The organism is Pseudoalteromonas sp. A757 (genome assembly GCF_004103285.1).
Lineage (GTDB): Bacteria > Pseudomonadota > Gammaproteobacteria > Enterobacterales > Alteromonadaceae > Pseudoalteromonas > Pseudoalteromonas galatheae.
In genome coordinates, this window is the sequence record NZ_QNQN01000052.1 from 27,810 (window position 1) to 40,775 (window position 12,966).

Genomic DNA, 12,966 nt, shown 5'->3' on the forward strand with positions numbered 1-12,966 from the left:
GGGAGTGCTGCATGCACTCCCAAATAAACCATCCAGATGAACTAAATTCATCGTTTTTGCGAATTTTTACTGTAGTTTCTGCAGAGGGTTACCTTATATGTTAGACAACCAAATTAAAACTCAACTACAAAGCCACTTTAGCTCTCTACAACGTCCGATTGAACTCGTCATTAGTCTTGATGACAGTAAAAAATCGCAAGAGCTAAAAGGGTTGGCGCAAGATTTAGCGTCTCTGAGCGATAAAATTTCACTATCTGAATCCAGTGAAGGCGAACGGGTGCCACAAATGTCAGTTCGCGGCGTAGACACAAAGAGTGAAATTACGTTTGCAGGCGTACCCATGGGGCATGAATTTACTAGCTTGGTTCTTGCATTATTGCACTCAGGCGGGCATGCCACTAAAGCATCGGCAGACGATCTCGAACTGATCAAGGGTATTGATAACCCATTGAACTTTGAGGTTTACATCTCACTGAGTTGCCAAACCTGTCCACAAGTCGTGCAGGCACTGAATCTCATGGCGGCTGTTAATCCAAATATTACCACTACCATGATTGATGGTGCCTTGTTTCAAGAAGAAGTGGAATCGCGCAACATCATGGCTGTGCCAACCGTATACTTAAATGGTGAGCAATTCAGTCAAGGCGCAGTAAGCCTAAGCGATATTTTACTTAAACTTGATACTAAAGCTGGCGAAAAACAAGCAGCTGTACTTAACAGCAAAGACGTGTTTGATGTGCTGGTTGTAGGTGGCGGTCCGGCTGGTGCATCAGCTGCTATTTATGCCGCTCGTAAAGGGCTAAACACAGGAGTAGTTGCGGAGCGCTTTGGCGGTCAAGTTGCCGATACTCTGGGTATTGAGAACTTTATTTCAGTGCAAAAAACGGAAGGTCCTAAGCTGGTTGCACAGTTAGAAGAGCATGTTAACCAGTATGGCGTTGATGTGATGAAGAATCAGCGTGCAGCGGCAATTAACAAAGGTGAAACCATTGATATCACGCTTGAAAGCGGTGCGGTATTAAGGGCCAAATCTCTAGTATTGGCAACCGGTGCGCGATGGAGAAGCATGAATGTACCAGGCGAAACCGAGTACAAGGGTCGAGGTGTAGCATATTGCCCACATTGTGATGGTCCGTTATTTAAGGGGAAACCTGTTGCTGTCATTGGTGGTGGTAACTCAGGCATAGAAGCGGCCATCGACTTGGCAAATATAGTGGAACACGTCACGGTATTAGAATTTGCTGATACGCTCAGAGCTGACGAAGTGCTCATCAAAAAGGCGAAAAGCCTTGCTAACGTTACCATTATTAAAAACGCACAAACCACTGAAATCGTTGGAGATGGTAATAAAGTAACCGCTCTTAACTATATAGACAGGGTAAGCGGTGACACTCATTCGTTAGCATTGGCTGGCATTTTTGTCCAAATTGGATTGGTACCAAATACTGAATGGTTAAAGTCGAGTGAAGTTGCACTTAGCCGCTTTGGTGAAATCGAAATTGACAGCAAAGGGGCGACTAGTTTAGCTGGCGTTTACGCCGCAGGCGACGCAACCAACACGCCGTTTAAGCAAATTATTATTGCGATGGGTGGGGGAGCGACGGCAAGCTTAGGCGCTTTTGATTATCTAATTCGATTAGGGCAAGACGACGAGCAAGCTGCTTAATTATTCGCATTACTGGAAAGAATCATTGCAACTATACACCCATGCAATGCTCCCAAGCCACACTCTAGCAGTGTGGCTTTTTTTTGGCTTATAGTCAGAAGGCTCGATGCTACTTTGTATTCTATTTTAGTCTTTACGATAGTGGCTTTTAGATAAACTTACCCTGTTGATTAGGCTGGTAATATTTTCTCTCGCAGGCCGTTAAATAAACGAAGCTTACGAGCGACAAAAAACATAAGATCGCTGCGTAAAGCAGCTCCTACCTCAAAGTGCAATTTGCCGTGTGGGAGGTGGTTTATCCGGCGAGAAGTTACTCGCTTAGCAGAGTCGATGGTCGGTTGGTTTAGGAATACAAGATCGCTGCGTAAAGCAGCTCCTACCCTATGTGTAGTGGGCTTTGTGGGAGGTGGTTTATCCGGCGAGAAGTTACTCGCTTAGCAGAGTAGATGGCCGGTTGGTTTAGGAATACAAGATCGCTGCGTAAAGCAGCTCCTACCTCAAAGTGCAATGGACTGTTTGGGAGGTGGTTTATCCGGCGAGAAGTTACTTGCTTAGCAGAGTGGATGGTCGGTTAGTTAAGGAATACAAGATCGCTGCGTAAAGCAGCTCCCACCTCAAAGTGCAATGGGCTGTATGGGGCGCGATTTATCCGGCGAGATCAAGGTGTAGTGAGCCGTCAAAACAATATAAAAACCTTTAATTGGCCGTGCTGCCGCCTTTTTGTCGCCACACTTTCGCTTATTTGGCGTTTTAAGCTCTGCATTTTTAGGGTATTAATTAATAACGTAAAGGGATCGATGTGAGTGTAAAAAATGAAAATTGATGCAGCTTTGATAATCAGGCACCGAATACTCAAGGGGTGGACACAAGAGCAATTGGCTGGTGCTTCAGGTTTAAGCAAAAGAACCATTCAGAGGGTCGAAAGAGAGGCGAGTGCTTCCATGGAAACTCAGAAGGCACTAGCTGCCACGTTTAATTTAGATTACGCAAGTCTTACTCTTAAGGAGGCTAGAGTGATGAAAAAATATGAATATAAAACAGTTGAATTACCATTTAAATTGCGCTTTTTTAAATCTGGGACACCAGACGTGCAGTCGCTATTAAATGCTGAAGGGCAAAATGGCTGGCAATTAAAACAGGTTGTTATTCCTGCTTCAGGCTTTGGTGAATCTGATTCCATGGTTGTTATTTTGGAGCGAGAGACAGAATAACTGAGCTGGCGTTGACTCGTTTTTTTGCCTGTCACACCATCAATTCAAGTTTATTTACTACCTGTGGGTTGTAATGGTGCTGCGGAGATAAACTGCTCAAAATGTTCACACCAAATAATAGCACTCTGAAACTGAGTCAGATCAACTTTGCGATACTTAGGCAATACAAACTGTGAAAATTGATTAATGTTAGCTATTTCTATCATGGTATGTTTTTGCGCTTTAAAGTCGGCTTCCGTCTCAATAAATGTCTTGGCGAGATAAAGGCGATAATCAGGTCCTGGAGCTATCTCACCCACGAATGCAATGTGGTTATTAGTAAAATAGATCTCACCAGTGGCGTAGTGTAATGCGTCTGAATCTTTAAGCTCCTTCTTGAATTGGCCTTTGTATGTTGCGGCTTTACTTATCTCAAGTATTTCCGTGTGCTTAGCCGCCGGAGGTTGTGTCATTATCGGTAAAGTGTACACACCCATAATAAACCCTGTGATAAACACCACAATGAGCAAAAGTAACGTAAATAGCGTTCGCAAAATCATTTCCAAGTAAGCAGTAAAATCAAAGTATAGCCAAATTATAAGACTCTAGTACAAAAAGTGAGTGCGTAAAAAGGATTGTTTTTAATATTTTTGATAGGAACAAAGTGTTTTTATTAAATGTAATTTAGGACCCGGTGTAGATAAAACTTTACACTGAGTAGCATCTTCTGATTGTTAAATATTAGGGAATAAAGTATTTCAATTGTTTTGATTATTGTAATAGTCAAAGTAAACAGGTGTTTAGGTCAGAGTTATGGCGTGAAGGTGTTTTTGATCTAGCTATAAAGTATTGAATGTAATTAATAATCTCACCTATTGTTATTGATTTTTACTTAGGTAAAATGCCTCGAATTCGAGTTGATGCTCATAATAAAATTAACTTGGATACTTTTTTATTACAAAAAAATTAAGGCGAGCATGCCATGGACGTGCAATAGCTTATCAGTTGTTAAAAAATGACAGCGTTGTTTTTTACTGCCGAAGGACAGTGGCGTGACCAAGGTAAGTTGTGTTTATCAACGAGTAAAATCTTAGTGCGCAGAGTAAGATTGAATTTCGTGTGACAAGCAACTACAGATTCTCGCTCATTCTAATCTTAATCGAAGTGGCGGTAGTTACTTCTCTAATACGAGTAGAAGAAAATGAAAAACTCTATGTTAACAGTCAGTATTGCCATGGCACTTGGCATGGCAGCATCGAACGCATTTGCACATGGTTATATGGATAGCCCAAAGGCAAGGCAGGCTATTTGTGAGGAGCAGGGCGGATTTTGGTGGCCAAAAGATGGAAGTAATATCCCAAACGCGGCATGTCGAGCAGCTTACCTAGCATCTGAGCATGTGCAGTTTGTTCAAAAGCATGAGTTTGCAGCGAATGTTACCGATTACTTTAATCTGCAAGCTGTACAGGCTGCTGTTCCTGACGGACAACTTTGTGCTGGTGGCGATAGAAATAAAGCGGGCATGAATATCGCGTCGAGTGAGTGGCAAAGGACCGTGATAACGCCAGATGCTCAAAACCAAATCAAAGTTAGATTTCGCGCAACAACGCCTCATAATCCCAGCTTTTGGCAATTTTATCTTACCAAACCGGAAGCGGATATTCGCTCAAAGCCCCTAGGGTGGCAAGATTTAGAGCTGGTGCAAGAGTATGGCAATGTTGATTTTTTCGTTGCGCCAGATGGTAAACGCTATTATGAAATGCAGGTCGCGGTGCCGAGTAAATTTAGAGGAGATGCTATCTTATATACGCGTTGGCAGCGTGATGATGTTGTAGGTGAAGGCTTTTACAATTGTAGCGACGTCACCATAGTACGAGATACTACACCGACTGAGCCGGTCAGTTGGACGTCTGCTGGATTCTTTATCAAACAAGGTCAACTGGCCAGTGTAGGCGATACGGTATGGCTACGGGTTTTTGATGGTAATGGCCAAGAATTGGTACAAGAAAAGCTGCTCATAACACAAAGCAATATCAATCATTGGGTTGCGCAATTTTCCAGTACACTTAATAATAATCATGCGAATACGTTACAAATTGGCGTACAACAAAGTGACGGAAATATTGTATTTGATGCTGCGCAACTCGCTGCTAATCAGCTATTTGTCAGTGATCCCCAGTACACTTTTAACCTTTCAATTTTAGCTAAGCCACAAAACCGTGCTCCTGTGGTTCATACCCCCGCCGCTATCACGCTAAAAGAGAGCTCAAGTACATCACTTCATGTTCATGCGTTTGATGATGACAAAGATCCGCTTACCTTTGCATGGCAGATACCATCGCCACTGAACTACAGCGGTAGCGGTGCAACTATCACGTTGACTGCGCCTGAGGTTCAGCAAAATACCGACTATCAAGGGCAAGTAACCGTCTCTGATGGCACATTTGAGAAAACTGTTAGCTTTACTATCACAGTGACTAACCAAAGTACACCGCCAAATGATGACACGTGGCGTGCCGATCAAGTATATACCGCTGGCGATATCGCAGTGTATCAGGGCAAAAGCTATCGCGCTAAATGGTGGGTAAAAGGTCAAAAGCCCGATCAAAGTGATGCGTGGGAGCTGGTAGACAAGTCCGATGCTAGTAACACATGGAATGCCAATAAGGCATATACCGGCGGCGACAGAGTAAGTTATCAAGGTGTTGAATATCAAGCGCGCTGGTGGACCCGTGGTGAGCAACCAGACACTACTTCCGTATGGCGTAAGCTTTAATGTAAAGTCCCTCTAACAAATCACTGGCAGATATTGCTGCCAGTGAGATAAAATTTTCAATGATTTACATCATCTAACACAGAGCAGAATGTTACATCAGCTGCTGCGGTTTGATTTCAATATTAGTGCTATCAGAGCTTACCCATACTTCGCCATCTTGAATAGTAATGGTAAGCTTAATACTGCGATCTGCTAACCGGGCTAAAGCCTGAGTCGCGCTATAATCCAAACTGAAAATACTTAGATTTTTAAAGTCGTATAATTTAGGCTGATGTTTTTGCCACCAAATCGCCTGATTATTTTCGCCATAAGTATAGAGGACCACTTGCTTTGATTTATTACACGCTTTTTTAAGGCGCTTCTCATCGGGCAGTCCTAGTTCAATCCAAAGCTCAATCTCTTCGCTGTAATTCTTAACCCATAGTTCAGGTTCATCGTCAGCGCATAAGCCTTTAGTAAACTCAAGTCCCTCACACGCATTTAGTGCATAGGCAAGTAAACGGATCATTAACCGTTGTTCGTTTTCAGAAGGGTGTTGAGCTAGTGTTAAATTAAAGTCTTGGTAAACATGTCTGTCCATATCACTGAGTGATAGTTGGGCTTTAATGATGGTGGATTTGAGCGCCATAAATTTGCTTAAAAAATTTTTGCGCTAGTATAGCGGGTCGAGATAACAATTTACAGAATGTGATTGTGGAAATGAAACACAGCCTCGCAATGAGGCTGTGTTTATTTGAGAAGCTTAATGCTTAGCGTTAATATTAATTACAGCTAGTCGAGATATGCCAAATATTGGGCAAAGACTCTTTTAGTTTGCTTACTTGAGCACAGTCGACATTTGGATTTCTATATAAACTTAGATATTCTAGATTGGTCAAATCGAATAGCGGTGACAGATCCGAAATGTTGGTATTGTCCAACTCTAAACGAGTAAGTTCGGCGTAATTTTTAATTGAACCATAGTTTGTCAGCTTGGTACCATTCAAGTCCAAATAAGTTAAAGTAGTAGGCAAGCCAAAAAGCGTGAAGTCATATACGGTTTGGCTATTTGTATTTAACTCAAATGAGGTCAATGATTGAGGAAGTGTAGCTTTAGCCGTTAGTTCACCTGTGAGTCTATAGATATCTAGACTCTGTAAGGTGTGGAGCTGAGCTAAGCTAGGGTCTCGTAACAACGAACTATTAACCGAGCCATCCAGTCTTAAAGTCTTAATTGCTTCAAACTGTGTAATTCCATTTAATGATTCAATTGCTGAGCCATTACAATAGAGTGAGGTATTACGTACTGCATCTTGATACCTTTGATCTACAATACACTGTTTAAATGCCGCATCTGTAATTAAGCTCAAATCGACCGGCTTCATAATACAGTTATAGTTAGAAAGGTTTGTTGTCACACCATCGAGAGATGTTAATAGCTCCTGATCATCACAGTAAATGGCACTACTTTGTATTTCAAGTCTTTCCAGATTGTTTAAACTGGCAAGCATGTCAGCTCTAAAAAACTCGGAAAAGTTTTTTAATGTTAATGATTTAAGTTTAGTTAACGATGCTATCTCAGAGATATCAGTCGCTTTAGAATAGTAAATCCACAGGGTTTCTAAATTTTCAAATTGAGATATCTGAGTGATATCTTCTAGCTCTTTAAAGCCGCTGATCTTGAACGATTTCAAGCTCGAGTTTGAACCTAGAGAATCGAGAGTTGTGATTTTCTCTTCATTACCATAATAGTGGCCTTTTGATAATTCAACTGATTCGAGCGCGGGCAAGTTAGTCAAGTTCACCATGTTTGAATAGCTGCTGCTCTTCACGTTTAGTGTTTTTAAGCTTGGTAATGTTGCTTCATTTGAAGCCTCAAATAAATTAACTTCTAGATTAAGTGTTTCTAATGCTTGCATTTTACTTAACGTATCTAGTGCAAAGTTTGAGTAATCGCTGTCGACGGTGAGGTTGCGCATATTTTCAAGCTCAGACAATGCGCTAAAATCCGCGGTACTATCCAATTCATGAATATACAATTCGGTTAGGTTTGGTGTGAAACTTAGCCAGCCTAGATCATTAACGTTACGTAACTGATCGAGCTTCAATGATGTTAACTTCTGCATCGCTTGTAAAAAGCTAAGAGAAGAAAGGTTTAACCTCTCCAAAGACAAGGATTGCAGTTCCGTAAAAGTTGATAGCTCATTGACATTATCAACGTTTAAATTGTTTAATGACAGGGATGTCAGCTTCGTATTACCACTGATGTCCGCGATATCAAACTCAGCATTATTATAATAACTACCAAGACCTAGTTTTTCCAACTCACTAAACTTTTCTAAGAATGAGAAATCTTCAATCTGCGTTCTGTTGAGTACGAGTGTTGTCAGATTTGTTTTGGCTTCTATTGCTGTTGAGTCAGCGGCTTCGATATTGTCAAGTGTTAATGCTGTGAGGTTAGGTATAGAGCTTAAAAATGACAGTGAGTCGAGATCGTTTATATATGTCAAAGATAAACTTTGCACGTTACTAAAGCGTTTTAGGGTATTTTTATCATCAATGCTTAGAGTACGTAAAGCCAAACGAGTGAGCTTGTCACTTGGAAGTTGACTAAGTTGTATCGTTTCATATTGGTTACTGTAGTTGTCTATTTCAAGCGTATGAAGCTGTGCAAAGCCTGATAGATCTAACATCTGGAACGCTAGCTGTTTACCAAAAATATCTTCTTTGTTTTCAACAATAGACAACGACTCAAGTTTATTGAGCTTACTAATTTGTTCTAAATGTGCATAATTATTTGAGTTGTCCTGGGCTTCGGCAAACGCGTTATCGAGCTTTAACGCGGTGAGCGTAGAAATTTGAGCTAACTCTTCGAGATTATCCAATTCTGCGTTTTTAATAGATACCGTAGATAAACCACTAATACCAGAGAGCCCTGCTAATGTTGCAATTGGGTAGTCTGTACAGTCAACAACTGAAATACCTACGTCTTGATGTGTATCTGATAAACATTGCGCCAGCGCTGTGTCAGAAATCGTTAAGCTTGAAAGTGGAGCGTAAGCACTTAGGTTGACAGTTAATTCTTGTGAGCTTGAGTCCCCTTTATCGTCTGTCGCAGTTAACTTAAACGTTAACGTGGTCGCTTCATTGATGTCAGGTGCCCGAAATTCGAGCGTTTCGCTATTATCATTTATCAGCTCGACTGTTGTTCCTGCCGTTTGCTCCCACAGCAAAGTTTCAATCGCACCATCTTCATCTGTTACGGTCGCAACGGCTGTGATTGAGTCTCTTTCCATTGCTGTAATTGGTGCTAGGCTTGCAATTACTGGGGCTTTGTTAGTAGGTGTGACTGGTTTGTCAGTTCCTGTATCATTGCTGTCGCTGCCACTTCCACCGCCACATGCGGCTAGAGTTGATGCAAGCAATGAAGTTACGATTCCTTTGTATATAGCGCTTTTGATCATCTTAATATCTTGTTTTATTGAATAGTCAGAAAGCGTAGAAGTGTACTTTATTTAAATACTTGTTTCCAATAGTTACACATGTTTTTTAGCAATGGTATAGCTATGCGCTTTAGGTATGGACTTTAAAAACAAAAAATCAATAAACTAAAAGGGATCGGTACATTTTGCTGGAGTCGTTATAACTCATTGATAATTAAAACGAGAAGCGAGGCTATATAGCCTCATTGGTTGGAAAACAAAATAATAAGGAGGAGCGGATAACGGAATAACCGTGTTGTTTAATCAACGTTTGCAATTGCCGATTCAATGCGGTTCTCGCATAGAGTTGTGCCAGGCAATGTTGCACAATACTCACCAGCTTGCTCAAGTCCAATGCGCTGAGAGTTGCGGGCTGTAATGCGAGCTGTAAGCTGCTCAATTTCAAGTGGGTCGTCAGACACGGCTTTAAACGCATTTAATCTCTCTATTTCATCATAAACGAGATCTTGGTAACTCCTAAGTCTTGCCGATAGTGCAATATAGCGATTAGATATTCCTGTCAGGCCTGCGTAAGCCAAATCATAATGGCCAGAATCTTCATAGTCTTCGACTTCATATTTCAATATATTCAAATGCTCGTCTTTAAGGTCGTTAACGTAGTTCCCACCATCAAGTAAGTAGCTAAACAAACTGTCGGCATATGTTATACAAGGAGTTAGATTATCGGTCTTACAGTGCATGGTGCCATTTTTAGTTAGCCTTGCCAGTTCTGGTGTCATGCCGCCATCGGTGTTTACTTGAATTGTATAAACGGCATCTTGCGTTGCATCTTGAAATACTTTGGTCTTGGTGAAGGTTTTGCTGAAGAAAAGAAATTTCACTTTTATTTTGGTCTGAAACCACTCGTATTTAGTACGATCTTTGAAGTGAAGCTTAGCTGTGACATAAATACGTGATCCGAGTTTGATATTGTGAATAAAACTATCTCCGCAACGACTCCTTACTTGATTGGGATCTGTGCTAAGTAACTCAAGTATGGTAGGTTTAGTCGTTCGATTTTCAAAGTTATAGCTTCCTTTTTCATAAGTTAACTCGACCGCAGAAGCTGCAGAATTTCGATTCTTGGTTACTTTCCTGCGCATAGAAAACTTAGCTGAACCACCGAAAATAACTAAATTTATACCCGCTTTTACACTCCCAGTGATGGTATTGATCATTGTATCGGAGTCAAAGTCGCCGCGATAAGCTAAATCGCCCAGACTGCCACCTTGAAATTGCCACTGACCATCTAGGCATGATTCAAGTGGTATGCCTAGTTTCTGTTCAAATCCCTGTCCCAATTGCTCTTTTTCTGTATTTAGCGAGTAGTAGGTGTGTGTATTTGCGTTAAAGCTCAACAGGCCACAGAGCACTATGGGTATGATTCTCAAGTGCATACATAAATTCCTGTAAATGGTTTGCTGTGGAAAAGGGCGAGAAAATAGCTACATCTGGTAAAATAACTACTATCTTTTCGCCCAAATGAACAAATTGAGTATTAGTTCCTAATTCTCAAAAGCCGTTCCATAGGTGGGGAGCGCTGTTTTACAGGGCAACCATACCATGACACCTGAAGCCGGGTCGTTAGCGTCAACGAATGATGGTGCCCAACCTAGCTTTCTGAATCCGAGTGAGACATGATTTTCTTCAACACCAAAGTTTGCTGTTGCTTCTCGTGCATTTTCACACTTGAAATATTGCGTCATGTTATCCGCTGGTATATTCAAATCAGCCAGTGTGTAATTGCGAATGCAACCAACACCGTTACCACTACAAGTGTTGAGGTAGTCATTCCACGCATCGGTACAAGCTGTTCCATAAGGGTTATCACGACAAATCCTAGCATACTGCTCGTAGATCCAAGCGTTGTTATACGCTGCTTCTTGGACTCCTTCCGCTTTTTGACGTTGTACATCCGTCATCCAGCTAGCGTATTGCGCAAGTACACCACGCGCACGGTGCTCATGATTAACCGATTTTTTGAATTGGTCTTCGAGCCATAAAGTACGGTAGGTGGTTTCAAAGCGAATATCTTTATTACCCGAATCTAAACGACGTACATCTTGTGAACTGATCTCGTAAGGCGTTGCCTTGTAACGCACTACGTTGTAATCAGATAGCGCATTAAACTGATCACCAAAGTCATTCTTCGCGTAATTCACAGCTTGTTCAAATAGGGTAAAACAAGGCTCGTAGTTATCGAGCGAACAAGTGATGATATTGTTAGGAATTATACTGAGGAGTTGCTTTGGATCACCGCCTTTTTGTAAAGCTCTGACAGTAATGCGCACACTTTTCTTGAGGTCTTCATCAATATAATTAAGCTTACCATCAACACTAATGCCTATATTACCAGCACCGTAGCTTACACCCAAGTAACCGCCAATTTCGCTTTTATGTTGTTCACTTAAGTACTCGATTTTCATGTTGATTAAGAGTTGTGCGCCATACTCAATTTCACTGATAAATGCGTCACCCGCCAAGCTCATTAGCTTGCTTTGATATTCATTTGCTAGCGTATTGCCTGACGGCGTCAAGGTGTAACCTAGATTGGCGTCTACTGGCTTTAGTACACGTTTTTTTGGTGTCAGTGATGCTTGAAAAGTATAAGTATTAGAAAACTCTGTAGATGACATCTCTTTGGCTAAATGACCACCTGCTTTTACTCGAATAACAGGAAAGCCAACATCAACATCAACATTACCGTTGAGTTGACGGAGCACTTCGTCGTAACTGCCATTGTTGACAAGTTCAAATTGCACGCGGGTGTTACCCAATGTTTCAACGGTTTGACCCGCAACAGTTTGGACATTCAAGAAGCGTTTTTGATCGCTATTGTAGGCTGTACCTAGCACAACATGGTCATTCATCAGACCTGGAATTTCACTTTGGAATGTATTTACATTTTGTGCTTTTTGCATTAACGCGGCTTCATTTACAAAGTCCGAATCCGCGAATGCGAAAGGTGCCGTACTGGCCATTAACGCCGCGATAGTATGTTTATATAAATTCATGTTGCCACCTATTACTTCACGTAAAGGAGGTAATCTTCTACCTCACCAGAGTCTACTTCTTTACACGCGTCATTACTGCCACCGAGGTAATCCATGGTGACACGCATTTTCGTCATGCCCTTTTTTGCGCTTGCAGGCGGTGTGATCTCGACTTGCATTGCTTGCTCTGATACCCCTGCAAACAGGATTTCCTTGGCATCTTTAAAATCACCGTCTTGATTCCAGTCGATAAATACGTGCCAAGTTTCAGGATATGTTTCTGTACCACTAAATCCGGGTGTTAACGTGAGCTGGTAGCTTTTATCAACGTAAATCTTTGCCGTATCACCGATATAGTTGCTATAGAAAGTATTGCTACTGGTATTCTCGATATTGGAAAACTTAACCGATTTGATGAACTCATAGGCCCGCTCGCGAGATTTAGTTGCGCAGTAATTTGGAATGGGTGGTGCAACTAAGACGGCACTGACGCGATAGTCTGAAGGGATCTGCAAACATGTTGTAGTCGGTGACTTCCCTGCAAACCAATTCTTTGGATTTGCATTATCTTCATCACCAAAAGTAAAGTATTTAGCATCCGCTCTTAATACACTGTTTTTATACAGCATTACTTTTTTGAGATTGGCGATTTTCTCTTCATTTGGGATTGGAGTCGTGGGGTCAAAGATATTATCTGAAACCTCTACTAATAGCCCTGGATAACACTTTTCTAGCCATTGGAAACGACCAAGCGCTTGCTGAGGCGTGAGGACATCTCTAGATTCAAATAAAGTCGAGCTTGCCTCTGCAGGCGGCGTGATAGTCGCTGCGAGTGATGCAACAAATGTGCTGGTTAGCATGACTTTTAACATAGTCTTAT

At 41.5% G+C, this 12,966-nt stretch carries 9 protein-coding genes; 3 read left to right on the forward strand and 6 right to left on the reverse strand.

All coding sequences use genetic code 11. From position 1 onward, the window contains the following. Positions 1-97 precede the first annotated feature (97 nt). Both ahpF and DRB05_RS02040 read left to right on the forward strand, forming a co-directional pair. Entirely contained in the window at positions 98-1,666 is a 1,569-nt protein-coding gene (gene ahpF / locus DRB05_RS02035) for an alkyl hydroperoxide reductase subunit F (RefSeq protein ID WP_128725455.1), read from the forward strand. An 812-nt stretch (positions 1,667-2,478) separates the two neighbouring features. Continuing rightward, on the forward strand, positions 2,479-2,877 hold the full coding sequence (locus tag DRB05_RS02040) for a DUF4177 domain-containing protein (RefSeq protein WP_128725456.1): 399 nt from the start codon (positions 2,479-2,481) through the stop codon (positions 2,875-2,877). 50 nt (positions 2,878-2,927) lie between these two features. Here the strand turns inward: DRB05_RS02040 and DRB05_RS02045 are convergent, their stop codons facing one another. Next, positions 2,928-3,416, reverse strand: a complete 489-nt coding sequence (locus tag DRB05_RS02045) for a DM13 domain-containing protein (protein ID WP_128725457.1) — start codon at positions 3,414-3,416, stop codon at positions 2,928-2,930. Between the two features lie 641 nt (positions 3,417-4,057). On the opposite strand from DRB05_RS02045, the gene DRB05_RS02050 reads away from it, so the two are divergent. After that, on the forward strand, positions 4,058-5,632 hold the full coding sequence (locus DRB05_RS02050; protein WP_128725458.1) for a lytic polysaccharide monooxygenase: 1,575 nt from the start codon (positions 4,058-4,060) through the stop codon (positions 5,630-5,632). A 91-nt stretch (positions 5,633-5,723) separates the two neighbouring features. On the opposite strand, the gene DRB05_RS02055 is transcribed toward DRB05_RS02050, so the two are convergent. The 5 genes from DRB05_RS02055 to DRB05_RS02075 all read right to left on the reverse strand — a co-directional run bounded on the left by DRB05_RS02055 (position 5,724) and on the right by DRB05_RS02075 (position 12,958). Then, on the reverse strand, positions 5,724-6,260 hold the full coding sequence (locus tag DRB05_RS02055) for a YaeQ family protein (protein ID WP_128725459.1): 537 nt from the start codon (positions 6,258-6,260) through the stop codon (positions 5,724-5,726). A gap of 133 nt (positions 6,261-6,393) precedes the next feature. Beyond that, entirely contained in the window at positions 6,394-9,075 is a 2,682-nt protein-coding gene (locus DRB05_RS02060) for a leucine-rich repeat domain-containing protein (RefSeq protein WP_128725460.1), read from the reverse strand. A 278-nt stretch (positions 9,076-9,353) separates the two neighbouring features. Next, the gene (locus DRB05_RS02065; protein ID WP_128725461.1) at positions 9,354-10,490 is read right to left on the reverse strand and encodes a hypothetical protein; all 1,137 of its coding nucleotides are present in this window, start codon (positions 10,488-10,490) and stop codon (positions 9,354-9,356) included. 108 nt (positions 10,491-10,598) lie between these two features. Beyond that, positions 10,599-12,107 (reverse strand): hypothetical protein, encoded by a 1,509-nt coding sequence (locus DRB05_RS02070; protein ID WP_128725462.1) that lies wholly within the window; start codon positions 12,105-12,107, stop codon positions 10,599-10,601. A gap of 11 nt (positions 12,108-12,118) precedes the next feature. Beyond that, positions 12,119-12,958 (reverse strand): GEVED domain-containing protein, encoded by an 840-nt coding sequence (locus DRB05_RS02075; protein WP_128725463.1) that lies wholly within the window; start codon positions 12,956-12,958, stop codon positions 12,119-12,121. Positions 12,959-12,966 lie beyond the last annotated feature (8 nt).